The sequence below is a fragment of the Bacillus sp. LUNF1 genome, assembly GCF_011008975.1.
Lineage (GTDB): Bacteria > Bacillota > Bacilli > Bacillales > Bacillaceae > Bacillus > Bacillus velezensis.
In genome coordinates, this window is sequence record NZ_CP048876.1 from 3,447,346 (window position 1) to 3,473,577 (window position 26,232).

The window sequence follows — 26,232 nt, forward strand, 5'->3', positions numbered from 1 at the left end:
TATGTATTTTTATTATAAATGTAATTGAACTGCAATTTATGTCGAATTATAATGAAAGAATGCGTATATTCTAGAAAAAAACATTTTTATATAGTATCTTACTCTTTCATGATACCAAAATATGCGCAAAAATTCTAAAGTCTGTTCGAATTTGTAGAAACAAGTCTTTTAATGCTTGTCAGGAGGGTCCAGCAATCATGCTGCACAGCTATTTAACAGTTAAAGAAACGGGTGAACATGAGATTGTGATTGAAAAATCGCGCTTTATCTGTCACCTGAGCCGTGCTGCTTCTGAAGAGGAAGCGCAGGAATTTATACAAAAGATAAAAAAACAGCACTGGAATGCGACTCATAACTGCTCAGCTTATCTGATCGGCGAAACCGACCATATACAAAAGGCGAATGATGACGGAGAACCAAGCGGCACAGCCGGCGTCCCCATGCTGGAAGTGCTGAAAAAACGCGGTCTGAAAGATACCTGCGCGGTGGTTACCCGGTATTTCGGCGGAATAAAGCTCGGTGCAGGCGGATTGATTCGTGCATATGGGAAGTCAGTGTCTGAAGGCTTAAATCATATAGGAGTTACGGAGCGGAAGCTGATGCGGATTATGCATACATCAGCGGATTATACGTGGCTCGGCAAGATAGAGAACGAACTGAGAGAATCAGTTTTTTTACTGAAAGATATCCATTATGCGGATCATGTCGAATTTGAAACGTACGTTGAAGAAAAAGACAAAGACGAGTTTATAAAATGGATGACAGAACTGACGAACGGCAAGAGTAAGAATACAGAGGGAGAACTGACGTATTTAGAAACAGACGTCAGCCCTAAAGGAGACTAATGTAATGGCTGAACGTGTAAGAGTGCGTGTTCGAAAGAAAAAGAAAAGCAAACGAAAGATCATATTCAAACGGATTTTGCTGCTGCTTACCCTCGTTTTGTTAGTCGCTGCCGGGTTTGGCGGATACAAAGTATACAAAACGATCAATGCGGCAGATAATGCATATGATGCCCTTTCCCGCGGAGACAAATCAAAACTTCGGGATAAAGTCATCGATATGAAGAAAAAACCGTTCTCCATTTTGTTTATGGGGATCGAAAATTATGCCACAAGCGGAAAAGGCGGACGATCAGACTCTCTTATTGTCGTTACCCTTGATCCGAGAAATAAAACAATGAAAATGCTGAGTATTCCGCGTGATACGCGGGTGACGCTTGCCGGCGATACAACCGGTAAAAAATCAAAAATCAATGCGGCTTTTGCTAAGGGCGGGGCGGATGAAACCGTCTCAACCGTCGAAGACTTATTAGGCATACCGATTGATAAGTATGTCACTGTCGATTTTAACGGCTTTAAGGATGTTATTGATGAAGTCGGCGGAGTCAATGTAAAAGTGCCGTTTGACTTCGACGAAATGAGTGACGTCAGTAAAAAGAAACGGATCTACTTCAAGAAAGGAAACATGCATTTGAACGGTGAGCAGGCTCTGGCTTACGCGCGGATGAGAAAGCAGGATAAGCGCGGAGACTTCGGCCGGAATGACCGCCAAAAGCAAATCCTAAATGCACTGATCGACCAAATGTCTAAAGCTGGAAATATTGCTAAAATCGATAAAATCGCTGAAACAGCAAGCAATAACGTCCAAACGAATATCCGAATCACTGAAGGACTTGCCCTTCAGCAGATTTACAGCGGCTTTACCAGCAAAAAGATTGATACACTGAGCATAACAGGATCAGATCTATATTTAGGCGGCGGCGGAACCGCGTCTACAGGCGGAACATATTATTTCCAGCCGGATCCGACCAATCTCGAAAAAGTACGGCAGGAATTGCAGAAACACCTGGATTACCCGTCCAGAAGCAGCACGGCGTCCGATCCTGCTTCTGACAGCACCGGAACGGACAGTACGACTGATTCGACTTCCGGCAGCACGGGAACAGGCGGTACAACCGATTCAACCAACGGTACTGCTGGTGCAAACGGTACGGACAGCACACAGTCCGGCGGCACAACAGGCTATTAAGAGTAAACCCGATCCTTTGAGCAGGATCGGGTTTTTTTATATAATAAGAGAATAGCAGAATCCACAAAAAAGCAGACCATTCGCATGATCTGCTCTTTTTAATTTTTCTTTACCAATCTCTTGTAAAACTTGGTAAATGGTTTAAATTGTTCATTTACTAACCCTGTGACCTCTGCTATGATTTGCATAAATACAATCAATACAAAAATAATAAACAGCGAAAGCCATATGGTCGCGCTTTTCAGCAGGATGGCACTGACGCTGAAAATGAAGCCGATTAAATAAATGATAATGACAGCCGTGCGGTGTGACAGCCCGAAGGCCATCAGCCGGTGGTGTATATGTGACTTATCAGGCGCTGAGATCGGCTGTTTGTTTAAAATCCGCCTGATGACGGCGAATGTCGTATCAAAAATCGGCACGCCCAAAATGATGATCGGAATGATGATACTGAATAAAGTAACACTTTTATAAAGACCTAATAATGAGAGTACTGAGATGACGTATCCGAGAAAGAGCGATCCGGTATCTCCCATAAATATCTTTGCCGGGTGAAAATTATAAAATAAAAATCCGAGTGTGCTTCCTATCACGACAAGTGAAAGTGACAGAATAAGGATTTTCCCTCCGGACAACGCCATAACGGCGATAGTGGAGAGTCCGATGACCGACAGGCCGGCAGCGAGTCCGTCCAAACCGTCAATCAGGTTCATCGCGTTCGTAATACCGACGATCCATAACACAGTCAGCGGGTAAGCGACCCATCCCAATTCTAAACGTTCCGTTAAAAACGGTACGGAGAAAAAGTCCATTTTCAGTCCCGTGCTCACAATCATAATGGCCACGGCCAGCTGGACGAAAAACTTTACCTTTGCGCTTAATTGGTATTTATCATCAAGGATTCCTAAAATAACAATAATAAACGCACCCACCGTGATGGCGGTCATTTTCGTTTCATTATATATGCCGGCCGCGAGCACACCCGCCGCTACGCCGATAAAGATGGCCAAGCCGCCCATACGGGGCATTATTTTATCATGTACTTTTCGGTTGCTGGGCTGGTCAACTGCACCTATTTTGATCGCAATTTTTTTTACGATAGGAGTTAGGATTAAAACCGTTAGCAGAGAGACAAAAAACGCAACAACTATGCGAAACATGCGTTCGTCAAGCATAAAGAAGTCTCCTTTGGAATTATATGAAGTCTTTTCTGATATTGAACCGTTCCTTCCATTATAATTCTTACTAGTTATTATAACAAGCATCATCAAAAAGAAACACGCAAATCAAAAAATGCGCTTTCCCTTTTAATGGGATTGCGCATTTTTCAATATACCTGTGCATTCGAGCATTCGGCCGAATAAAACATTCCAATCCCGTCTCCGGGCCAATTCACGGCGCAAAGCCTCATATGACCCGCTGCGGTCCGCTGCCAGAAGCGCGTCGCAGGCCGCGATGAAATCTGCGGGATCACTGCCTTCAACGTATTCATAAACGAAAGGCCTTTTGATTTTTGAAGTAGAAGAAAGATTGCAGCCGACAACCGGTTTCCCGGCGGCTAAAAATTCAAAAAGCTTAAGCGGAAATACCGCGTCATTATAAGGTGAATTTTTATACGGCATGATGCCGATGTCGACAAGCTGCATATAGGACGGCACTTCATTCGGCGCGGCAGGTCCCGTCCAGATGACATTCGGACGCTCCAGAAGCGACTTGAAATCCGGATCGTCCTGAGCCGTGTTCGGGCCTACCAATAAAATCGTCCAGTCAGGCCTCAAATCTGCCGTTTCCGCCATAAGCGCAAAATCGAGCTTCGGTTTGATTCCGCCGATAAAACCGAGAACCGTTCCGTTCCGTCCCCGTAAAATGTCTTCATCCGGCTGTTTATTTTCCCGTGAAAACAGGTCATATTCCACTCCGTTTTCAATGGTGAACACTTTCTGGTGCGGGTTCTCCAGCTTTTTTCCGACCTCCTGGTGCAGACAGTCAGATGTACACGTAATGGAATCGGCACGCTGAATGATTCTCATTTCCGCCTGTTTAATGATGTTTCTTCTAACATTTGACAACACCCCGGATCGGCCGCTGATCGGAGCGGCCCACAGATCACTGCAATCATAAATCACTTCATCCCAAGGAAACATATCTGCCAGAAGCGGAAAACCGGGGAAGGTGTACCATAAGCAGCAGCGGGCCCCTTCTCCTTCTTCCTTCAGCATGTTCACCAATGGTGAAAGCTTATGCCTGTAGCACATGTCTGTATACCTGCCGAAGCGGAAAGCTTTTTGCTGCATGATATCCTTTACAGTGAACTGCCGGATTCCCTCGGCGATCCCGGCCATCTGACCATCATTGGCTCGCGGAGACGGGCATACCCAAATGACGCTTTTCGTTTCTTTTTGCCGGGCGAGAAATTCAGCCAGCCGGTGCCGTCTGTATCTCAGCCGGTCATGTCCCCATTCCGCCGCTCCGACGATTACGTGAATAATCGGTTCCACCTTCATCACCCAGCTCCTCTGACGCCTACAGTCTTTTCATGACCGCGTTTTTCGCATATTGCATAAAACACCACGAAGCCTTGATAAAGTGCAGGCGCTCAATTTCTCTATAAACAAACCACGTTTTTCTTGCGGCTTTCCACTTGTTGCTTGAAATCGAATTCTGCACAAGCCTGTATTCTGAAAGGCACTCATTCAGGCCGTAAGCCGTAAATCCCCTTTTCAGCAGGGAAAGCCATGTCGCTAAATCCTGCCGCGTTCTGATATCAGGCATTTGAATCTGCCCCGTCTGCTCTCTGTCAATCATGACCGTTAAACATCCTATAATCGTGTTTTTTAAAGCTTCATCATATGACAGGCTTTCAGGAGCTTGAATCGTTTTGTCCGTCGGCGTTCCGTCCTGCTCCATGACGCTGTAGCCCGTAAATGAAAAAGCGCAGGACCGCTCTGCCATAAACGCAAGCTGTTTTTGAAGCTTTTCCTTTTTCCATCTGTCATCGCTGTCCAGAAATGCGACATAACGGCCCTTGGCATGTTTAAGGGCTGTATTTCTGGCAGCCGCGGCTCCCCCGTTTTGATCTAAATAAACGACGCGGATCCGCTCATCCTTTTGTTCATATTGCCGTAAAATATCTCTCGTTCCGTCCGTTGAACAATCATCCGCGATAATCATTTCCCAATGCGGGTGGCTCTGATGTAAAACGGATTGGATCGTGTCTTCGATATATTCACTTGCGTTATAAGACGGTGTAATGACAGATACGAAAGGTTTCCAGTTTGTCATGGTCACATCTCCATCGCAGATTTTTACAAGGACTCTCTAAAAAACTCAGGAATGACAATGAACATAAATGCAACTGCAATGCCGATTAAAACGCCCAGAACCGCTTTCTTTTTCGGCGGCATGCCTTGTCCCGCCGTTTCATTCATCGGCTCTGAATTGATGATGCCGGCCGCTTTCAGGTTCAGCTGCGTATTTTTCAATTCGTATAAAAATCGTTCCTTATCCACTTTGGCGTCCGCACTGACGGTTTCTCCTTCAAGCGCAGCAATACTCTGCCGCACTACTTTTGCCCGTTTTTCAAACAGGTCCTGATCATTCTTCAGAAAAGTTGTTATGACGGCTTGAAACACCGATTCAGTATCCTGTTTGTTTTGGCCGCTGTAGCTGACCGTGATCAATGAATCTGATTGTGTTTCGACAGTCAGTTTACTTTTCACGGCCGCTCTTTCTTCATCTGTTTTATCAGGCAGAGCCTGCTTTAAAAAGGCATCGCTCGTCAACAGGAGCGGGATTTCTTTTGTATTGTTATAAAGCGGATGATCATAGTTTCCCGCGGCGATCGCGGCTTCTGATGTAAAACTGCTGTTTCCGCTGATTTTTGACGGCAATACATATCCCGCCGCCCCTAACACAACGGGCAGCGCAATGATCCAAATGATATTCTTTTTGATACGCCGGGTTATTCTTGTCAACATATCCTTCATCTCGCATCTCCCTGTTTTTCATAGTACGCCGTGACGGCAGGCTCCTTTTGTAAACGCCTCAGAATATTGACCGCCGCGATCACGAGCGAGAGAAATACCCAGTGGAAAAATAAATTTGATACGGAGCTTGGGCTGATGCTGCTTACCAAAAAACCGGCCATCGCCGTGATAAGTCCTTCTGTGATCAGTCTTGACTGATTTTCCGATTTTCTTTCATGACATTTATAAAGTGTCCAAAAAAGGAACAAATAGACTGTCAGGTAACCGAGCATCGTAAGCACGCCGAAGTTCGCCATAATCTCGACGAGCCAGTTGTGCACCTCAACTACGCCGCCCGTATCATAAACGGGCTCAGCTTTTAAATAATACGAGACGTTTCCGGCACCCACTCCGAACCCCCAGGAATCAATCACATAGTGAAAGGCGTTCTTTAAAAGATTCGCCCTCGCGAGGTTGGAAGGAAGCGGTTGCTGTCCCGGTATCGCCTGCGGAGCTGAAAACAGATTCAAGACGGCATTGGTGATACGGCCCGCAAATAAAACCGCAAACAGCGCAACACCCGCTCCCGCAGCGTACAGCGCGAGTTTTTTCAACAGGGAAGGCAGCAGGATGAAGACGTATACAGCCGCCCCCGCGCATATGCCCAGCAGACTCGCGCGCGAACCGGTCAAAATGATTAAATACAAAGCACTGATTGCAAAGAGCAGGCTGACGGCCTTCACATAGCCGTTTTTCATATTTTTCACCGCCGTTGCATACAGAAAGAAACTGATGCACAAAAAGGTGGCGAAATCATTTTGATTAAAGAAAACGGACGTCGGATAATGCTGTTTGTACTGCGGGCCGTTATAAAGCGTGGAGCTCGGCAGATGGTTGTGTGTAAAATGGTTGTAAAAGCCGACCGCCATCACAAAAATGGTCATCACAAGCCATATGCCGTAAAAAACCATCAGCTGATCAAAGCGCTGAATGAACATGACAATAAGATAAATCAAAAACATGCCCATTCCCATTAAAGCTAAATATTTAATCCCGTACGTCACGGATTTTGCCCACAATAACGATAGGAGACCGTATGTAAACCATAAGGCGAAAAACATCAGAATCCCTTTTACATTCACCCGATTCCATCTGTCAATATGATGACGGTTTGTCAGGATGCCGGCGATGTGAAGGGCGCCAGCTCCGATTAATAACAGCCGGTATATAAATAAGCTGAAAAATCCGAGATGAACCGCAAAGAAGGCCTGGTTTAAAAATGTACACGCGATCAGTATATAAATGAGCCCCATAAACATCTGACCGTTTGTTGTAAAGGCGGATAGCAAAGCAAGTCCGGCAATGCCGATCATGGCGGCAAGCAGCAGCACGGTGATTTTTCCGAAGCCGGCATCCGCCCTGACCGCCTCCAGCATGATAAATCCTCCTGTAATGAGAGCGGCAAGCAGCACAAGAACATGTGCCGCTGAACGTTTGATACTCACATGGCAAACCCCTTTCCAAAACCGGCAGCCGAGCCGGGCTGCCGAGAGCCTGAAGACAAATCTTTTTCTATCTTGCCAGTTCTTTTATTTGCCGATCGGCATGAACCGCTGGACGTCCGACGGAATGATAAGTGAATCCTAAAACCCTCATATACTCCAACGGAAACATATTTCTGCCGTCAATGATGACCGGCTGTTTGAGCAGCTGCTTCACTCTCTGAAGATCCATCTCCTTGACTTCCGGCCAATCTGTTGTAATCAGGCATGCGTCCGCGTTTTTGATGGCACTGTACAGCTCTGTGTGATATTCAATGCCGCCGTCTCCTAATATCGCTGACGCTTCGGGAATCGCGATCGGATCATACGCTTTCACGTGAGCGCCCTGCTCTTTAAGACTTGTGATGATATCAAGAGCCGGGGCGGAGCGGACGTCATTTGTGTGCGGTTTAAAGGCCAGCCCCAGTACGGCCACGGTTTTCCCTTTTAAGGGACCAATGGCGCGGTTCAATTTTTCCGTAATACGGACCCGCTGCTTCTGATTGGTTTCAATGACGGCTTCCATCATTTGAAACGGATAGCCGGCGGCGTTTGCGATATGCAATAAAGCCGTTGTATCCTTCGGAAAGCAGGATCCGCCGAATCCGATGCCCGCCTGCAGAAATTTATTCCCGATCCGGCTGTCAAGACCGAGGCCTTCTGACACGTGGGAAATGTCCGCCCCGACACGTTCGCAAATATTGGCGATATCATTAATAAAAGATATTTTGGCGGCTAAAAAAGCATTTGCGGCATACTTAATCATTTCCGCGCTTTCAAGATTGGTCTTTACGATCTTCGTACGGAACGGCTTATGAAGCTCTTCAATGACCGAAGCGGCATGTTCGCTTGTGGCGCCGATAACCGCCCGCTCCATCTGCATCGTATCCCGCACCGCCGAACCTTCGCGGAGGAATTCAGGATTTGACGCGACATCAAACGGATATTTTCCCTTTGACGCTTCGCTGACGATTTGATAAACGAGCTTTCCCGTCCCGACCGGAACAGTGCTTTTGGTGACAATGATTTTGTATCCGTTCAGCTGTTCTCCGATTGTTTGCGCCGCTGCCTTAATGTAGGTCAGATCGGCTTCACCCGTCTTTGACATCGGCGTACCGACGGCGATATAGATGATATCAGCGGCTTTCACAGCCGGCTCAATGCCGGCCGTAAAGGATAAGCGCCCGGCACTGACATTTTTTTCGGCTAATTCCTCAAGCCCCGGTTCATATATCGGGATGACTCCATTTTGCAAGCTTCTGATTTTCGCTTCATTGATGTCACAGCAAGTCACATGATGGCCGATTTCCGCAAAACAAGTTCCAGATACAAGACCTACATACCCTGTTCCTAATACAGCGATTTTTTTCACAGCTTCATCCCTCTTTCGAAAGGTTCTCCTCTTGCCCGGCCCGGTTCATTACGGATCGGTATTTCTCTTTCAGCGCTTTCGCGTTTTGGCTTGCGTCAAAATACGTGCGGACGGTTTGATAAAGTTCCTCGGCTGTTTGCGGCGTCCAAGCCTCTCCTCCGTCATATCGCAGAATCGATTCTGCCAGCGTCTCAGGTGAACCCGGCTTGATCAGCAACCCCCGGTGTTTCCCGAATAAAGAAGCCAATCCTCCGACATCGGTGCAGATCACCGGCACCTTCAGAGCGAGCGCCTCAATGACCACAGTCGGCATGCCTTCGCTGTAGGACGGCAGCGCCATTACATCCGAGGCCAGCAGATAGTCCTGTACCTTGTCGTTCGGCACTTGCCCCGTGACGATATGAGCGGCTTCCCGCAATGAAGATGCGGCGGGACCGTCACCGACAAAGACGGCTTCATAATTTTCATCCAATGACTGAACGGCTTTTGATAAGTCGAAAACACCTTTCTCTTTGACAAGCCTGCCGATGAACACGATCAGTTTTTTATCCGGAGGAAGGCCGAGCCGTTTTCTGACGGCTTCTTTCGTCTCGTTCCTTTCTCGGAAGGCGTCAAGCGTGATGCCGATCGGAAGCACGCTGCACTCCGCTTCGATGAGCTTTTTCATTTGTTCCCGCAGACTGCCGCTCACAGCGTAAATATCGGCTGCTTCCCGCACCGCAAATGTAAATGCGCGATGAGCGCTTTTGCTGTAATGCGGATAGACATTGACATCACTGCCATGCAAGGTCAGCACATACGGGATGCCTAAAGCCTTTGACACAATGGCGGCCGCTCCGCCTGACGGCATGGCGAAATGCGCGTGAATCAGATCGGGCTTCAGGCCTTGATTTTTAATCGCGGAAAGAACCGATGACGCCATTCTTTTATGCGGCTGCGCCCATTTCAGCTGCCCGGGAACCGCCTGATAAAACGGCCGGTGGACGGACACGCCTTTCCGCCATTCATGTGCCGGCCTGATATCCTTTTTCCGATATGTCTTTTTCAGCACCCGGAATGGCGCGGCGAGTTTCGGCCGCGGACAAATGACGGTCATCTCCGCGCCAAGCTTTCTCAGTTCTTGCGCCTGTGTTTCATGAAAAACGCCTTCCCCCGGCTTCTCACTGCTCGGATATACACTTGTCATCCACAATACCTTCATAGCAAACGTCCTTTTCTTAATTTACTTTTCATATGCGGATAAGCTTTTCCTAACAGGAATAAATAACACAACGCGCCGCAGGCTACGGAGATCACCAGCCGCAGCTTGACATCAAGGCTGATGCGCTCCGTTCCGAAGCTGGCTGTAAAAGCGATGACACCCATTGCCGCCGTAAGCAGAAACGGTTTGGCCACGGCTTTGAAGTAAGCCGACAGCCGCAGCTTAATGACATATGCCAACAGCCAGCGCCCGATCAGGAAATTCAGGATGCTGATGAAAGCGTACGTCCAGGCTACCGTCAAGAGATTTCCGGACAGCACGGCGGCGTACAAAGATGCACCATACAGCAGCATCACCCCGGCGTCCCAATAAAACGCCAGATCGGCCCGCCCTTTTGCGAGCAGCACAGATCCGTTCGGATTCATCAGGACCCTTAAAATCCCGACGATGGCGAGAACGTTTAAAACCGGGACAGCCGATAGCCATTTTTCTCCGAATACCGAAGCCACGAATGCATCCGACACTGAAACCAAACCGAGCAAAAGCGGAAAGGATATCAGCGCGAGTATTTTGGTCATATTAAGAAATCCTTCTCTGATAACGCTGTTTTCATGCTTGTTTTTCGCAAAGACGGGAAACGCGACTCTCGTAATGATCGGATTAATTTTTAAAACCGGAAGCGTGACAATCTGGTAGGCCAGATTGTAAATGCCGAGCGCCTCGGCGCCGATAAAACTGCCGATCAGAATCATATCAATATTCGCTCCGAGCCGGTTCACAAGCCGGGAAGACAGCTGAAAGGCCCCGAAAGAAAAGAAGCCTTTCATTCCTTTCAGATCAAAAACGAACGCCGGTCTCCATGTTTTTCTGCAGGACATCCAGTACAGAATGCCTTTTGACGATTGCAGCAGCACCTGGGAAATCACATAGGCGAGAATCGGGTCCTTATAAAAAACCGCGGCCGCCAAATACACGAAGGACAGCACATTTGAAAAGATTTCAATCTTGCTTAACGTATTAAATGCCAGCGCTTTTTGCAGCATATACTGGTATTGCTGACCGATCGGCGCGATTAAAAACATGACGGCCAGCACGCGGATTAAATAGACAAGCTCCTCCCGCCGATAAAAATCGGCGATGAGCGGACTGCTGAAAAACAGCAGCGCAAACAGCGCAAGCCCCGTTATGATATTCAGCCAGTACAAGGAAGACATCTGTTTATCAGTCACATGATCTTTTTGAATGAGCGCGGCGCCAAAACCCATATCAAGCGCAATTTGGGCAAACACCACTACCGTTGTGATCATGCCGACAAGGCCGAATTCAGCCAGTGACATGACCCGCCCGAGCAGGGCGAATTGGACGATTTGAATGACCGTAATACACGCTGTCGAAATACTTGTCCATTTGGCGCCGCTCAAGATTTGATTTGTAATACTAGGCATCGTTTTCCCTACTTTTTTGTCTGCTGACCAGAATTTTTATCGCGCCCCGTCACCGGTCCAGATCACTTTGCACGTTTTGAGCATAATCTTCAGTTCCAATGAAAAGGTCAGGTTGCGGATATAATATAAGTCAAACATCAGTTTTTCCCTCGGTGTCATGTCATATCCCCCGTTGACCTGTGCCCAGCCGCTTAATCCCGGCTTAACGGCCAGCCGCTCCGTAAACCCCGGAATCTCAGCCTGAAACTGTTCCGTAAACACGGGACGCTCGGGACGCGGGCCGATCAGGCTCATTTCTCCCCGAAGCACATTTACCAGCTGCGGCAGCTCATCAATACGGGTCCTTCTGATAAAAGCGCCGACCTTTGTCACGCGGGGATCCTTTTTCAGCGCCCAAACCGCCCCCGATTTTTCAGCATCTATTTTCATAGAGCGGAGCTTATACAAATAAAACGGCTTCCCGTCTTTGCCTACCCGCTCCTGCTTATAAAAAGCCGGGCCGGGCGACTCCAAACGAATCAGTATGGAGAACAGGCCCATCATCGGGAGTGCCGCCAAGAGCCCCGCAAGCGCAAACACAATGTCCATGAATCGCTTAAAAGCCAAATAACGGGCCGTTCTTTCCGTAACGGCAGCGGAAGTCCCCTGCCGCACTGCATAGTTATTATTTACATTCATGCTTTTCTCTGCTCCCACTGACACACACCTCACGATTTGTTGGGATGTTTGATGACCTATGCCGTGAGTTTAGCAGATGGATGTTAATTGGAAGTAAAGGAAGCGTTAATGTTTATTAGAATGTTTCGATTATTGTTTTTTTATTGTAAATCTATTCATATCCATATTTGAGACAAAGCATAATGAAAAATAAAAAACAGACCGGTATGAACCGGTCTGTTTCCATGAAAAATATTATCTGAAATAGGAGGAAACGCCTTGGGTGATCCCCGCCGCGAGTCTGTCCTTTTTCGTTGATTGTTTTAAAATATTGGCATCAATTGGGCTTGTGACAAAACCGGTTTCTAACAAGACACTCGGCATTTTAGAATACTTAATGACGTAAAATCCGGCAGTTTTCACACTGCGGTCACGCGTGCCGAGAGCAGAAACCATTCTCGGCTGAATATTTTGGGCAAGCCTCAGACTGTTTGCGGATTGGTACGTTTTATCATAATACGTCTCCGTACCGTTTGCACTGCTGTTATCATTCGCATTTGCATGGACGCTGATGAAAATATCGGCGTTCGCCTTCGCCCCTTTGTTCACTCTCTCCTCAAGCGAGTCAAAGGTGTCGCCCTTTCTTGACATTACAGTAAGCGCGCCCGCACCGTATAATTGATTGTTAAGACGCGTAGCGATATCAAGGTTTACATTTTTCTCAAGCAAGCCGTTTCCGGTTGCACCTGAATCCTGATAGCCATGCCCCGGATCAATAAAGACCGTTTTGCCGACAACCGGATTTTTAAGCTGCGACGCGGCATTGTTGCTTAAAGATGAAGCACTTCCTATGACGGTGAAGCTGGTGATGTTTTTACTTCCGATATACGTCCGGACGTCTTTTGACAGACTGTCTCCATTCGTCAGCAGGTGAACTCTCCCCTGTTTGGCGCTCAGCACGCCTCCGACGATGGTATCCGCCTCTTTAAAACCATTGGTAACAAACGTATAGCCTGTGCTTAAGCCTGTCTTTTTTGCAAGATTCACAGACAGGTTATAGCGGTTTTTACCGCTGATTCTTGAAGGGTTCGGCAGCTTATTATAAAGTGAGCTGCTGATGCTGCTTGTCCCGCCGATGACAATCGTGTTTTTAATCCCCAAGCTTTTAATCGCATTGGACGTAGAACCATTTAATGTCGAATCATTAGTAAATAAAATCGGATATTTTTTAGCGGACGCATAAGAAATCGCAGCCATTCCATCTGCATCAACAAACCCGTTGACCACAAGGGCTGTAGAAGATCTTGTCATTTCACCCGCCACTTTTGCGGCTGTGGCATATCTCGTGCTCCCTGATAACCGTTTGACACTGATGCCTAATTTAGCAATTTGATTTGCGGTATTTTTCGAAACGGCAGGTGTGCCGCCAACGATAATCACATTTTTCGTTTTTAAATCAATTAATCCCTTTTTTGTGCCCGCAGACAGCTGATCTTTATTTGTAAACAGCAGCGGCGCATTTTTTTGATATGCAAGCGGCGCAGCGGCAATTGCATCGGCATATGAAGTTCCGCCGGTGATAATGACCGTTTTCGCTTCACCCCATGATTGTTTTGCCGCCAGTACAGCCGTATCATACCGGGTGCTTCCGCCGATCCTTTTAACCGTGTTGTCAGCCAAAGCGGAAGGGACAAATAGAATGACCCCGAGAATAAAGACGGGGAGACATTTTATGATGAATTTCAATCCGATCTCCTCCACAGAAGTTTAGTAGTTTGTAAGTGCTGTATTAGGATAATAGAACGCAAGAATAGAAGTATACGGCTCTCCGGCCTCCGCTCTTTCTTTTGCTCCGTATTGACTCATTCCTACGCCGTGACCGTATCCCTTTCCTGATATCGTGATTTGCGAAGAATTACCGGACGCACTGGCGTATGTGCTTTTAAAAGATGAAGCTCCGATCATCGTTCTGAGTTCAGACGCTTTCACCTCAACAGATGCAGTCTTGTTCATGACATAGCCCTTCGACTTGTCATTCACATGGTACGTGACCTTCACCGCGGCGTCTTCCGCGCGCTGGCCTTTTGTTTTTCCGGTGAGCGAGAGATCAGAGATGCTTGCAATTTTTATGGAACTTGCATTGGTTTCTTTATTTTTCATCAGCCAATTTTTTATTCCGTTGAGCTGCGCGGCATTTGCTTCGTTTGTTTTAGACCACCAGGATGCGGGATTTTTCATATCCAGACCCGTTGGCAGCTGCTGCTTCTGCAATGTTAAAGACCAGCTGATTTCCGGATCTTTTGTATCCTTTTTAGCTACTAAATACGGCACTTTCGATCCCCACACTTCATCGCCGGCTTCCATGTAACCGCCATTGCTTGATGAGTAAGTGGCATCTATCAATCTGCCGGAATAAGTGAGCACTTTCCCTTTTGTTCCGTTAACGGCTGCGGTTGCGTTTGGATACCAGCTGTATCCACCGTAAACCTGAAAGGCCGTTGTATCCGCGACTGTTTGTCCCATCTTGCCGATAGAGTAGGTGCGGGCGGCAACAGCCTGGGCTTTCAGCGCTTCTGTCGGCCAGCTTCCCGGCATTTCATTCGGCAGGACACCTTTCAGATAGTCCTCAAAAGGAATGTTTTCATTAACAGGTCTTACATATTTGCCGGATTCCGCAGTGAAACTCATATTCCCCAAATATGGCTTCCCGTCAATGCTGATTGTGTTTGCTGTTGAATATTTTTCTGGAACCGCCTTGAAAGACGTTTTTCCGCTGTTAATGCCTGCAACACCTAATTTGCCGCCGGACGTTTCAATACGGTACGTCTTTCCATTTACGAGATAAAACTCTTTTGCGTAAGCAGCCTTAACTGAATCGGCAATTGAATTCGCGCTGCCTATTAATGTATAAGAATAGGTGCCTTTCGTTTTAAAAAGGCTGGCCTCGTCTGCGGGTGTTTCACTTTTTTTGATGTATACAAGCGGCATGTGATTTGCGGCGGCAATATTTGATCCGACAACGATGTCCGCTAATTTAGTCCCGTTGGCAGCCACCGTTTTGCTTGCATCCATGCCAAGCGAAGTGACTGCGTTTGCTGATATTTGATATCTATTTGATCCGGTAATTCTTTTGGTGACCGAGGCCTTCTTTTTAATTTGATTCTCCACATCTTTGCTGACGCTTGAAGTGCCTCCCATGATGATTACTTTTTTAGGCAGATTGTAGCTCGGGAGGGAGTCTTTTTTCGTCAGGAGAATCGGATAGCCGTTTTGCGCAGCATAAGGCGCGATTGCCAGCGCATCCGTATAAACATCCCCCGTTACTACGACCGCTTGGTCATAGCTGCCCATTTCGGCCGCAATATTTTTGGACAGATCATATCTGTTTTTTCCGCTGATCCGTTTCGTGCGGCCGTATTTCTTCAATGTCTTTTCCGCGGCTGACGAAATACTGTTCGTCCCGCCGATGATTAAAATATTATCCGGATTGAATTTCTTGATTTGCGCTTCTGTGCTGCTGCTCAGTTTTTTCGCTTCAGTCAGCAGAACAGGCGCTTTCAGTTTATTCGCTAAAGGAATGACGGAAAGCGTATCCGCAAAATAAGCGTCCGTATTAACGACGACCACGTTGGACGGATTTTTCCAATACTTAGATGTCGCAGTGTTAGCCGTATCATATTTGGATGCGCCTCCTAATCTGACAACGGAGGAGACATCGCTTCCCGTCAGTTTATAAGTTCCTGAAGGTTCGATATTCAGAGTCGATTTATTACCAATATAATTCGTCAGTTTTACTGAAATATCAGAACTGGCCGCAAAAGTGCTTTCCGGTAATAAAGCCAGGCTGAATATCACAGAAAAACAGACAGCCCATATTGTTTTCTTCAATTTTTATCCCGCCTTTTGCTGATCATGGTGTATTATTTTGCTTTCTCGATTTCCTTGATCTCTTTTTGGCCTTTATCATTTGTGAAATAAGTGATGCTGACTTTGTCATTTTCGCTGAATTTATTCAGAACATCAGAGAAGTCATCAGAAAACTCAAAGCTGACGGGCTGATCATCCACTTTTACTTCAATTGTGTGCGTATCCGCCATACCGACATAATATGCCGTTTCTTTTTGAGCCTGGTTCTCCGCAGAACCGCTTCCCTTCTTTGATTGATCCGCCGTTCCGCACGCTGCCAACACAACAGAAAAAAGCAGTATTAAGAACGAAGCTGCAATAGTTTTTTTCATTTTTTTCACCTCATCTTTATGTATCGTCTTATACTAACTTTTTTTTAAGGTAATTTTAAGGTCTTTTTGTAACCTTTTTTTAAGAATTTCGTCTATTACATGGTTATAAGTAAAAATATGACTGGGTTTATAAAGATTAGTAAATTGCATCAGGAAAGTTAATAGAAAAGGTGATGACAAATGAGAGCTGAACGAAAAAGAAAGAAGAAAAAAGTTCTTCTGACAATCGTAACAATCATCGGGCTGTTAGTTTTATCATCAGGAGGCTACGTCTACTACTTGTGGCACAAAGCGGCTTCAACGGTGGCAAGCATTCAGGAAGACTTGAAAAAATCGGACAAACGTGACACGGATATAGATCTCGGAAAGAAGGATCCGATTTCTGTTTTAATCATGGGCGTCGATGAGCGGAAAAATGACAAAGGGCGCGCGGATACGATGATTTATATGACCGTCAATCCTAAAACGAATACAACAGAAATGGTCAGCATTCCGCGTGATACGTATACGAAAATCTCCGGCAAAGGTACGATGGATAAAATCAACCACTCCTATGCTTTCGGCGGAACGCAGATGGCCGCGGATACCGTCGAGGACCTGCTTGACGTGCCGGTAGATTATTTTGTGAAAGTAAACATGGAGAGCTTCAAAGATACCGTGGATACACTCGGCGGGATTACGGTGAACAGCACGTTTGCCTTCAACTACGACGGGCACTCTTTCGGAACGGGGAACATCAGCCTGAACGGCGAAGAAGCGCTTGCCTACACGCGTATGAGAAAAGAAGATCCCCGGGGGGATTTCGGCAGGCAGCAGCGCCAGCGCCAAGTGATTGAAGGGATTATTTCTAAAGGGGCAAACATCTCGTCTGTCACAAAATTCGGAGATATGTTTAAGGTCATTGAAAACAACATGAAAACAAACATGTCATTCGATGATATGTGGACGGTTATGACTGACTATAAAAACGCCCGCAGCAAAGTCACTCAGCATGAACTGAAGGGAACGGGAACGAGAATCAACAATATCTATTATTACAAATTAGATGAAGCAAGCCTCGCTTCAGTCAAAAAAGAATTAAAAGAAAGCCTGAAATAATAAAAAACTCTGCATATGATGCAGAGTTTTTTTATTCTGTAAAAGGCTGCGGACGGGTTTTTCTATAGCCGTACCGATAAAGCAGTTCTTCCACAATCCGTTTTGAAGCCGATCCGTCACCATAAGGGTTTGACGCCTTTGACATCCGTTCATATTCAGTCTGATCGGTTAAGAGCTGTTTTGTCAGCTGATACACCGTTTCTTCATCTGTACCCGCCAGCTTTAATGTCCCGGCTTTCACTCCTTCGGGGCGCTCGGTTGTGTCCCGAAGCACCAAGACCGGCTTTCCGAGAGAAGGCGCTTCCTCCTGCACTCCGCCCGAGTCGGTCAAAATGAAATTTGCTTTCGCAGCGAAGTTATGGAAATCCACGACCTCCAGAGGTTCTATTAAATGCACCCTGTCCGAATCAGCGAAATGGGCTTCTGCGGCCTCACGAACTGCGGGATTCAAATGAACGGGATAAACGACTTGTACGTCCTCAAACTCCTCAACGACTCTTCTGACGGCCTTAAACATCTGTTCCATCGGCCTGCCTAAATTTTCACGTCTGTGCGCTGTCAAAAGAATCATCCTGCTTCCGTCCAGCTTGTCAAAAATCGGATGAGAATAGTCTTCCCGCACTGTCGTTTGAAGCGCGTCTATCGCCGTATTTCCCGTGACAAATATAGAATCCGGCTTTTTATTTTCAGCAAGCAGATTCTGTTCAGCCTGGCTTGTCGGCGCAAAATTCACATCAGCGATCACGCCCGTCATCTGCCGGTTGATTTCCTCGGGGAAAGGAGAGTATTTATTTTGCGTACGCAGACCGGCTTCCACATGGCCGACAGCGATTTGATGATAAAAGGCGGCAAGGCTTCCGGCGAACGTTGTCGTCGTATCTCCGTGGACCAACACGATATCTGGTTTTACTTCTTGGAACAGCTTGTCCAGTTTCAGCAAAGCATGAGATGTAATTTCTGAAAGCGTTTGACGCTCTTTCATAATATTCAAATCAAAATCAGGCGTAATGCTGAATGCTTCAAGCACTTGATCCAGCATCTGTCTGTGCTGTGCGGTTACAGTCACCAGCGAATCAATTTCCTGATATTTCTCAAGCTCTAATACGAGCGGAGCCATTTTAATTGCTTCAGGTCTTGTACCGAATACGGTCATTACTTTTAGTTTTTTCAACGGTTTGTCTGCACCTCGTTTTATATGTCGGATATCCCTTCATGTTAACATATTTATGCCGTTTCTTAGATATTGTAAAGCTTAATGGCAAACAAAGCAAAAACCGTTACAAGACTCTTTGAAAGCGGATTAAAAGGTGTGAATTTTAATCAATTGTGGTAAAGTGGAAAAAGACTAGGTTATAGTTCTGAAAAAAAGATTTTGCAGAAACAAGGATGGTGTTATTCAGTGAAGAAAGTACGCAAAGCCATTATTCCGGCAGCAGGTTTAGGCACTCGTTTTTTGCCGGCCACAAAAGCAATGCCTAAAGAAATGCTTCCAATCGTTGATAAGCCGACAATTCAGTATATTATCGAAGAAGCTGTCGAATCCGGCATCGAAGATATTATTATCGTAACCGGAAAAGGAAAAAGAGCAATAGAAGACCATTTCGACAATGCCCCTGAACTGGAACGCAATTTAGAAGAAAAAGGGAAAATTGAACTTCTTCAAAAAGTGAAAAAATCGTCAAATATTGCGGATATCCACTATATTCGCCAAAAAGAGCCAAAAGGACTCGGTCATGCCGTTTGGTGCGCACGCAACTTCATCGGCGATGAACCTTTCGCCGTTCTTCTCGGCGATGATATTGTCCAGGCTGAAAAACCGGGACTTCGTCAGCTGATGGATGAATACGAAAAAACATTGTCTTCAATCATCGGTGTTCAGCAAGTTCCTGAAAGCGACACACACCGCTACGGAATTATCGATCCGTTAACAAATGAAGGCCGCCGTTACCAGGTCAAAAATTTTGTAGAGAAGCCTGAACCGGGCACAGCTCCTTCCAACTTGGCTATTTTAGGAAGATACGTTTTCACTCCTGAAATTTTCATGTACCTGGAACAGCAGGAAGTCGGTGCAGGAGGAGAAATTCAATTAACGGACGCCATCCAAAAGCTCAATGACATTCAGCGTGTCTTCGCTTATGATTTCGAAGGAAAACGTTACGATGTCGGTGAAAAACTCGGATTTATCGAGACGACACTTGAATTCGCCTTACAGGATCAGGATATCCGCCATAAATTAATTCCGTTCATGAAGGATCTTCTTGAAAAAGAAGAAGCTGACGAATAGAAAAAGCTGCCGAATCCGGCAGCTTTTTTTATGTGATCTTTACTTTTTAGACGTTACCGTCAGTGTTTGATCAGCATTGTTCACAGAAAAAGTATATTCCTGGTTTTTAAGCATGAGCAAATTCTGATTGATTTTGCTGCCGCCTTTTTCACTTAAAGCTGAGATGTCTGCAGGACGCGATAAATGAAAAACCACTTCGGAGACTGTATCATTGTCAATCACTACCTCCGTTTTTGCATCGGATGTTTTTAATACGTTCCGTCCGTCAGCCGTTTGTCCGGCAGCTGGATTTTTCAATTTAATCTGTACATCGTCCCCGCTTTTATTGAGATATGAGAGAAACTCTTCTGCTGTTTGGCTTGATAAACTGCCGCTGAAATCATTAAGCTGAACATCCGTCTTTTTTAAAGCATTCACTTTATACAGATCAGTCTTTTTCATAAAGTACTCTTTATCGTTTAATTTCACTTTGGCCGCCTGGTTATTTTCGGCTTCTACCTGCACCTTCGTGCCGAAACTTACACTTGCGGAGGCTTTTCCTTTTATATCTTTTTCAGTATAAAGGTCCGCCTTTTCAGCTTTTACCAAAGCAGGTTTATTCACAGACTCATAAAGTCCGGCATCGCTCTGTTTGACGTGACCGAAAGATGTGATCGCACGCAGAGGCTTGTCTGAAAACATCGAAGCGCCTGCGCCGACAGCCAGCAATGCAAGCAGCGTAATCTGTATCGTATTGGCAATGAATTTAGGCTTCGCTTTCTTTTGCTGCGCCTGAGTGATTTTCTGTTCCTCGGCTGCCCGCGTTCTGCCTTCAATCTGCTCGTTTTGATATTTCTTTTTTTCTTTCTTTGAAAGCTTGTTGAACCAATCCACAAAAGCTTTATATTCTTTCACAACAGCTTTCGTTTCGTCGAACATGCGCATTTCGCCGTAATGCATCCAAGCCACCCGATCACACATTTTCTCAATCTGTCCGATGGAATGACTGACGAAAAAGATCGTTTTGCCGCGTTCTTTAAATTCCGTAATGCGGTCCACACATTTCTGATAGAAAGTCTGGTCCCCTACTGAGAGCGCCTCATCAATAATAAGGATGTCAGGGTCCATATGCGCCGATATGGCAAAACCGAGACGGGATTTCATACCGCTTGAATAGCTTTTAACAGGCTGATCTATAAAGTCGCCGATATCCGCGAATTCAACGATTTTTTCATAAAGCTCGTCTATCTGCCGATTGTTGAGACCCATCATCAAGCATTTTAAACGAATGTTGTCTTTACCGCTTAATTGATTGTTTAATCCGGCAGAAATCGCGATTAAAGACGGCTGCCCGTTCATATCAATCTCACCGCTTGTCGGCGGAATAATCTTTGCAAGCAGATTGGACATCGTTGATTTTCCCGACCCGTTGATCCCTACGAATCCGATCGTTTCCCCTTCATAGACGTCAAAAGAAACATTTCGGACAGCGAAAAAACCTTTTTGATTTCTGTTTGGGAAAAACAATCCTTTAATTTTGTCAGACTGTTTTTTATATAGAAAATACTGTTTTGAAACATTTCTGAACGAAACTTTTAGTTTCATCGTATAATCTCCTTACTATATTAAAGAAAGTCAACAAACTTATCTCTGAATTTCATATGAAGAAGTGAACCGACTGTTAACAACAGCAGTGTGACAAACCAGAAATACAGCGTGTATTTCACATCGTGGAAAAACCACTGCCCTTCCATAAAGCTGTCTCTAAAGCCCTCGATAATATAGAAAAGAGGGTTTAACTTCAAGATGGTCAAAACTTCAGGTCTGTTTCCAAATTTCTCCGCAATATCCCAAAAAATCGGCAGAAGAAAAAAGAGCAGCCTTGTGACGGCCTGAAGCAAAAACTGGTAATCCCTGATTAATACGCTGATAGTCGAATTAAACAGGCCGAAAGCAAACATAAAACTGATCATACAAAACAGGTAATAAATATATTGCAGCCAATGCAGCGTCGGAAAAAGACCGTTGCTCAGCAGCACAATAATATAAATCCCCATCATCACAAAATAACTGAATAAATTCGATGCTATCACTACAGAAGGCAGTGAACTGATCGGAAAGTTCATTTTCGACACTAAATTTATCCGTTTAAAAACGCTGTTAGATGCATCCAGTATCGTCGGACTGATAAAGAACCAAGGAATTAAGCCGGCCAGCATCCAGACAATGAACGGTACGCTGTCTCCATTTCCAAGCACCATATCATGTCCGCCGCGAATCCCGAGACCAAATACGAACCAGTATGCCAGCATTTGAATCATGGGGTTGAGAAACTGCCACAATATACCCAAATAGTTCACTTGATACTTTGATTTCGTTTCGTACACTGCAAGCCGCATAATCAGCGGAAATGAGTTGAATTGCTCTTTCAGAATTTTTACCAATGCATTCATTCTAATCTTCCTTAGTCGTAAGTTTTAGGTAATAGCTTTGACTTACAAAAGCACCGCTCATAATTGTAACAGATTACGATGTATTTTTCACTTCATAACAAGCCTGAGTCCAATGAGCGCAACATGCCGTCACTTAAGCAAAAAAGCATAATTAACGTGGTTAAATTATGCTTTTTTGCACTTATTTACTTGTCCCCGAAAATCACTTTTACGGCTTTTTCAGACGATTCTCCGGTTTCTAAATAACAGAACTTCTCGTAAAAAGGCCCGAACGAATCCGGAAGCTTATAATCATCTGATTCCGTTTCATTGACCCATTTGATAACGTCACCTGTTTCTTTGACTAGCGGGCCGGGCGCTTCTTTTTCAAAGTCAAAGTAAAACCCTCTGAGTTTATCCCGGTACGTTTCGATATCAGGCACATAAAACAGCATCGGTCTTTTCAGATTTGCATAGTCAAAAAAGACAGAGGAATAGTCCGTTATGAGTAAATCAGAGACCATATACAGCTCACGGATATCTTCGTAGCTGGAGAAATCATAAGCAAATCCTTCATACGGTCCGAGATCAAAGTTTTCCGCCACGAGATAATGCATTCGTAAAATAATGACATAACGGTCGCCGATCGCTTCTCTCAATTGATGAAGGTCTAAATCAAGATCAAACTTGTATTTTCCCTTCTTATAAAATTGGTCATCCCGCCATGTCGGTGCGTAGATAATCACTTTTTTATCTTGCGGAAGATTCATTTTTTCTTTCAGCGCTTTGATGACAGAAGGGCTGTTATCCGTTTGAAGGAAGTCATTCCGCGGATATCCCGATTCAATCATGGTTTTATTAAACTGAAACGCCCGGGCGAATATTTCGGTTGAATATGCGTTCGGTGAAATCAGGTAATCCCACTTTGAAGCCTCTGTCGTAAAGTTGCGCTTGTATTTTTCAGTGTTTGTTCCCGGCATATGCACTTCATCCATATCTACTGCAAGGCGCTTTAAGGGCGTGCCATGCCATGTCTGGACATATGTCGTATGCTCAGGTTTCGGAATCCACAGCGGCATACGGCTGTTGACAACCCAGTACTCGGCTCTTGCCATGGCGAACAGCCATTTGAACGTAAAGCGTTCGATATAAGGAATTCCTTTATCTTTAAATGTCTGTGAGTAAGCGGGGTTTACACTCCAGCAGAGACGGTATTCCGGCATCTCTTTGCTCATGTATTCATAAATCGCCCGCGGGTTGCAGCTGTACTGTTTTCCGGCAAAGCTTTCAAACATGACAAATTTCTGTTTGACAGGCAGTTTCCCCGCAACCCTGAATCCCGCTTTATAAGTGTTTTGTATTCTTTTCTCAATGAACTTTTTCAGCTTATTCTTTCTCTTGCGTACAAAGGAAGCGCCCCGTTTCAGCTTTCCTTTCACAAAATACTCCACGCGGGTGCTGAAGCTGTAATCGTTCATTCTCAGGTGGAGATTTTTCGTTTTCTTTTTCGTGAAAACGTGAAATCTGGCAGGCCCTTTCTCCGTTTTCAAAATCGTGAATTGGTTAGGGTTTACATGTTCAGATTTCAGAACCTTTAACGGTTTGCTGTTGGTGATAATCTCTTCACCCGTCCCGACATCTTCAAAAATGAATTGAATATGGAATTGAAAGGTTAGCTGCTGATTCAATTCTTTATAAACGGCATTCAAATCAATTTTTGTATCAAAGCCTATCGTGTCAAGCATCGTTGTGTCCTGAACATATTCATCAAGGTCGTGTCTCGGCACGTCGTGAAGCGGATACTTCAGAATGAGAGGCTCCTCTTCTTTTCCTTTTTTCATTTTCAGAATCAGGTTTTTTTCTTTTATCTTTAAGGCTTCTGCCGCATTCAGCCGGAATGCAAAACCTTTCAGATGTAAGCTGCCGTCAGATTCGAGCTCCATTTCATCAATCCGCGTGACGAACTTTTTCTGCAGCAGCTTTAAGGAGAAATTCCCTTTCTTCGTCGTGTAAGGGAAAAAGAACATATGATGAGCCTCATCTTTATAAGAAGACAGTTCAATAGGTTCAAGGCTGGATTTTAACCGTTTTTTACTAATATCACTGTCATCATTGATAAAGGAGACATAGAAATCCAGACATCCTTTGCCGTCCGTATGGTCAGAAAGCAGATCCGTGCTCATGACAGCATGGTACTCCCCGCCTTCTCCTGCCAACCGTTTCAGAGGGACGGAAAGTTCCGCTTTTGTCTTACGATTTATAATCTGAAGAGAAGGCTCTTCCCCTGCAGTGACATTTTCACAGGATATCGTAATGCTGAATGTCTCTTCCTTTATGTTAAGATGTTTTAACTTGTATCTGACAGGATTTTCTATACCCATAAAATAAGTCTACTCCTCTGTTTCAATTAAACATATCCAATCACAATCATCATTTTGTTACTTTCAGCGAAAGGTTCTCCTTCACCGTCCGGTAGAATTGATATTGCAGTCCGTTCACTTCTGCCGTCACCTTTTCACCGTCTTCTCTGTTTAACATGACACGTTCATAATCGTTATAAATGACATACATAATATAACCGCCAAGTCCGACTTTTTCAATGTCACTTAACGGGATTTCAAGGACGTACCGCCCGTCTCCCAGTGACTGAACCGGAAACTGGTGGAATACTTTCATGTTATCTCTGTGCTGAAACTGAATATAATGGGCATTATTTCTGTCCTGTCCGAACAAGCGGAACGTAACGGTGAATTTATGATCGGCGAACACCGCGCTTTCCGTTTCTCCGTGCATGCGAAGTTCGACCAGTTTATTTTCTTCATCCGTCAGCGGGCTTTCTAAATAAGCCAGTCCGCCTTTCGTCACGATGTTTTTATCGGGCTCTTTTTTGGACCAGCGGAACAGCTTTTCGACCTCGTCATACCGTTTTTGAGTCAGCAGACGGAAGGCTGTTTTATGAATCGGATGAAAAAATGTCTCAGAAATATCGTATTTCGTCTTCTTTAACACATTCAGAATTTCATTGAATTTATTGTAGTAGGCTTCTTTGTTTTCGCTTTTCAGGAAGTGCATCCGATCGAAAAGGCGCGTAATGGAATCGAATTCGATCAGGCGGTTCATCGCCATCTTCTCTTTTTCAGTATCTAATTTTTTGTTCAGAATATACTTCATTACGGCTATGTTCGTATCGGTTTTTTCCATTATATTAGTCTGCTTTGTCAGCGACTCATTATTGTCCATTCTGTTCAGATAATAGACCGGTTCGGTTGACGTTGAAATATCTCCGCACGCCAAAAGAACATCCATAAAAAATTGCTTATCTTCAGCAAATTTCATTTCCGGATATCTGATATCATTATCTTTTAGAAATTGTAAGTTCATCATTCTTGCCCGCGGGCCGAGATGATAGAAAATATGCCGGATTGAAAAAGGCGATACCTTCGCTCTGTTCAGCGAAGACTCATGTTTCCCGATCGTTTTTTGACCGTTCACCTGCATTTCGATCGTTTTTCCGACCGCATAATTTACCTGATCTCTTTCGAGCATGTCGAATAAGATTTTAACTCCGTTCGGCGCAAACCAATCATCTGCATCCAAAAATGTAATGTACTTCGCATTTGCCAGCTCAATTCCCAAGTTTCTCGGATAAGCCGGAGTTCCCGTGTTGTCTTTCAAAAAGACGACTGTAATATTTTCATACAATTCGGCGTACTCAGTCAGGATGTTTCTGGAATCATCAGTAGAGCAATCATCGACCAGAATTAAAGAAATATGCTGAAAGCCGATGTTTTGAAGGATCACTGAATCAACTGTTTTCCTTACATATTCTTCTGCATTATAAACAGGAACGACTACCGCTACCTTCTTCTCTTCCGCCAATGCTTCTTTGTTTAAAATGGTATATTCGCGTTCTTCTACGGACGGCTTGGACTCTTTTTTATTCAACTTAAAAAAGTTACTAAGATTCATCTTTAAATTCTCCTCTTATT

General features: G+C 45.1%; 21 protein-coding genes. 4 read left to right on the plus strand and 17 right to left on the minus strand.

Translation table 11 applies throughout. The features are described from left to right. Positions 1–197 precede the first annotated feature (197 nt). Positions 198–845, plus strand: coding sequence for a YigZ family protein (locus tag G4O42_RS17105; RefSeq protein ID WP_007614107.1), 648 nt, complete (start codon positions 198–200; stop codon positions 843–845). A gap of 4 nt (positions 846–849) precedes the next feature. Then, positions 850–2,031, plus strand: coding sequence for an LCP family protein (locus tag G4O42_RS17110; protein WP_032876157.1), 1,182 nt, complete (start codon positions 850–852; stop codon positions 2,029–2,031). Between the two features lie 98 nt (positions 2,032–2,129). On the opposite strand, the gene G4O42_RS17115 is transcribed toward G4O42_RS17110, so the two are convergent. The 12 genes from G4O42_RS17115 to G4O42_RS17170 form a co-directional block, all read right to left on the minus strand. Further along, positions 2,130–3,206: a glycosyltransferase family 4 protein gene (locus G4O42_RS17115; RefSeq protein ID WP_003151382.1), complete on the minus strand. Its 1,077-nt coding sequence runs from the start codon at positions 3,204–3,206 to the stop codon at positions 2,130–2,132. Positions 3,207–3,338: 132 nt separating this feature from the next. Then, a complete protein-coding gene (gene tuaH, locus G4O42_RS17120) occupies positions 3,339–4,535 on the minus strand; it encodes a teichuronic acid biosynthesis protein TuaH (RefSeq protein ID WP_032876154.1) in 1,197 nt (398 codons plus the stop codon). 19 nt (positions 4,536–4,554) lie between these two features. Continuing rightward, entirely contained in the window at positions 4,555–5,313 is a 759-nt protein-coding gene (gene tuaG, locus G4O42_RS17125; RefSeq protein ID WP_032876151.1) for a teichuronic acid biosynthesis protein TuaG, read from the minus strand. Between the two features lie 23 nt (positions 5,314–5,336). Then, positions 5,337–6,017: a teichuronic acid biosynthesis protein TuaF gene (gene tuaF / locus G4O42_RS17130; protein WP_032876147.1), complete on the minus strand. Its 681-nt coding sequence runs from the start codon at positions 6,015–6,017 to the stop codon at positions 5,337–5,339. Next, on the minus strand, positions 6,014–7,501 hold the full coding sequence (gene tuaE, locus G4O42_RS17135; protein ID WP_032876144.1) for a teichuronic acid biosynthesis protein TuaE: 1,488 nt from the start codon (positions 7,499–7,501) through the stop codon (positions 6,014–6,016). Before tuaE ends, tuaF begins: the two co-directional genes overlap by 4 nt. A 67-nt stretch (positions 7,502–7,568) precedes the next feature. Then, positions 7,569–8,909, minus strand: coding sequence for a UDP-glucose 6-dehydrogenase TuaD (gene tuaD / locus G4O42_RS17140; RefSeq protein ID WP_032876141.1), 1,341 nt, complete (start codon positions 8,907–8,909; stop codon positions 7,569–7,571). Between the two features lie 4 nt (positions 8,910–8,913). After that, positions 8,914–10,110, minus strand: coding sequence for a teichuronic acid biosynthesis protein TuaC (gene tuaC / locus G4O42_RS17145; RefSeq protein WP_032876138.1), 1,197 nt, complete (start codon positions 10,108–10,110; stop codon positions 8,914–8,916). Next, positions 10,107–11,555, minus strand: a complete 1,449-nt coding sequence (gene tuaB, locus G4O42_RS17150; RefSeq protein WP_032876134.1) for a teichuronic acid biosynthesis protein TuaB — start codon at positions 11,553–11,555, stop codon at positions 10,107–10,109. Before tuaB ends, tuaC begins: the two co-directional genes overlap by 4 nt. A gap of 36 nt (positions 11,556–11,591) precedes the next feature. Next, entirely contained in the window at positions 11,592–12,251 is a 660-nt protein-coding gene (locus G4O42_RS17155; RefSeq protein ID WP_032876131.1) for an exopolysaccharide biosynthesis polyprenyl glycosylphosphotransferase, read from the minus strand. A 216-nt stretch (positions 12,252–12,467) separates the two neighbouring features. Then, a complete protein-coding gene (locus G4O42_RS17160; protein WP_015418344.1) occupies positions 12,468–13,958 on the minus strand; it encodes an N-acetylmuramoyl-L-alanine amidase in 1,491 nt (496 codons plus the stop codon). 21 nt (positions 13,959–13,979) lie between these two features. Further along, on the minus strand, positions 13,980–16,100 hold the full coding sequence (locus tag G4O42_RS17165) for a SpoIID/LytB domain-containing protein (RefSeq protein WP_032876128.1): 2,121 nt from the start codon (positions 16,098–16,100) through the stop codon (positions 13,980–13,982). A 32-nt stretch (positions 16,101–16,132) separates the two neighbouring features. Then, positions 16,133–16,450, minus strand: a complete 318-nt coding sequence (locus G4O42_RS17170) for a hypothetical protein (protein ID WP_032876125.1) — start codon at positions 16,448–16,450, stop codon at positions 16,133–16,135. Positions 16,451–16,630: 180 nt separating this feature from the next. On the opposite strand from G4O42_RS17170, the gene tagU reads away from it, so the two are divergent. Further along, positions 16,631–17,548, plus strand: coding sequence for a polyisoprenyl-teichoic acid--peptidoglycan teichoic acid transferase TagU (gene tagU, locus G4O42_RS17175; RefSeq protein ID WP_003151369.1), 918 nt, complete (start codon positions 16,631–16,633; stop codon positions 17,546–17,548). A 31-nt stretch (positions 17,549–17,579) separates the two neighbouring features. Here tagU and wecB read toward each other — a convergent pair whose 3' ends face one another. Next, a complete protein-coding gene (wecB, locus tag G4O42_RS17180; RefSeq protein ID WP_032876121.1) occupies positions 17,580–18,719 on the minus strand; it encodes a non-hydrolyzing UDP-N-acetylglucosamine 2-epimerase in 1,140 nt (379 codons plus the stop codon). Between the two features lie 228 nt (positions 18,720–18,947). On the opposite strand from wecB, the gene galU reads away from it, so the two are divergent. Continuing rightward, the gene (gene galU, locus G4O42_RS17185) at positions 18,948–19,832 is read left to right on the plus strand and encodes a UTP--glucose-1-phosphate uridylyltransferase GalU (RefSeq protein WP_003151367.1); all 885 of its coding nucleotides are present in this window, start codon (positions 18,948–18,950) and stop codon (positions 19,830–19,832) included. Between the two features lie 39 nt (positions 19,833–19,871). Here galU and tagH read toward each other — a convergent pair whose 3' ends face one another. The 4 genes from tagH to G4O42_RS17205 form a co-directional block, all read right to left on the minus strand. Continuing rightward, complete coding sequence (tagH, locus tag G4O42_RS17190) at positions 19,872–21,416, minus strand: teichoic acids export ABC transporter ATP-binding subunit TagH (protein ID WP_032876118.1); 1,545 nt, start codon at positions 21,414–21,416, stop codon at positions 19,872–19,874. Positions 21,417–21,436: 20 nt separating this feature from the next. Further along, entirely contained in the window at positions 21,437–22,264 is an 828-nt protein-coding gene (locus G4O42_RS17195; protein ID WP_007614137.1) for an ABC transporter permease, read from the minus strand. 185 nt (positions 22,265–22,449) lie between these two features. Beyond that, entirely contained in the window at positions 22,450–24,624 is a 2,175-nt protein-coding gene (locus G4O42_RS17200) for a CDP-glycerol glycerophosphotransferase family protein (protein WP_032876115.1), read from the minus strand. 49 nt (positions 24,625–24,673) lie between these two features. Then, a complete protein-coding gene (locus G4O42_RS17205; RefSeq protein WP_032876112.1) occupies positions 24,674–26,212 on the minus strand; it encodes a glycosyltransferase family 2 protein in 1,539 nt (512 codons plus the stop codon). Positions 26,213–26,232: the final 20 nt, after the last annotated feature.

Coding starts and splice junctions, on each gene's coding strand:
- tuaG (WP_032876151.1), bottom strand. CDS start 5,313: ATGACAAACTGGAAACCTTTCGTATCTGTCATTACACCGTCTTATAAC.
- G4O42_RS17105 (WP_007614107.1), top strand. CDS start 198: ATGCTGCACAGCTATTTAACAGTTAAAGAAACGGGTGAACATGAGATT.
- G4O42_RS17170 (WP_032876125.1), bottom strand. CDS start 16,450: ATGAAAAAAACTATTGCAGCTTCGTTCTTAATACTGCTTTTTTCTGTT.
- tuaC (WP_032876138.1), bottom strand. CDS start 10,110: ATGAAGGTATTGTGGATGACAAGTGTATATCCGAGCAGTGAGAAGCCG.
- G4O42_RS17195 (WP_007614137.1), bottom strand. CDS start 22,264: ATGAATGCATTGGTAAAAATTCTGAAAGAGCAATTCAACTCATTTCCG.
- tuaB (WP_032876134.1), bottom strand. CDS start 11,555: ATGCCTAGTATTACAAATCAAATCTTGAGCGGCGCCAAATGGACAAGT.
- G4O42_RS17205 (WP_032876112.1), bottom strand. CDS start 26,212: ATGAATCTTAGTAACTTTTTTAAGTTGAATAAAAAAGAGTCCAAGCCG.
- tuaH (WP_032876154.1), bottom strand. CDS start 4,535: ATGAAGGTGGAACCGATTATTCACGTAATCGTCGGAGCGGCGGAATGG.
- tagH (WP_032876118.1), bottom strand. CDS start 21,416: ATGAAACTAAAAGTTTCGTTCAGAAATGTTTCAAAACAGTATTTTCTA.
- G4O42_RS17115 (WP_003151382.1), bottom strand. CDS start 3,206: ATGCTTGACGAACGCATGTTTCGCATAGTTGTTGCGTTTTTTGTCTCT.
- G4O42_RS17200 (WP_032876115.1), bottom strand. CDS start 24,624: ATGGGTATAGAAAATCCTGTCAGATACAAGTTAAAACATCTTAACATA.
- tuaF (WP_032876147.1), bottom strand. CDS start 6,017: ATGAAGGATATGTTGACAAGAATAACCCGGCGTATCAAAAAGAATATC.
- tagU (WP_003151369.1), top strand. CDS start 16,631: ATGAGAGCTGAACGAAAAAGAAAGAAGAAAAAAGTTCTTCTGACAATC.
- G4O42_RS17110 (WP_032876157.1), top strand. CDS start 850: ATGGCTGAACGTGTAAGAGTGCGTGTTCGAAAGAAAAAGAAAAGCAAA.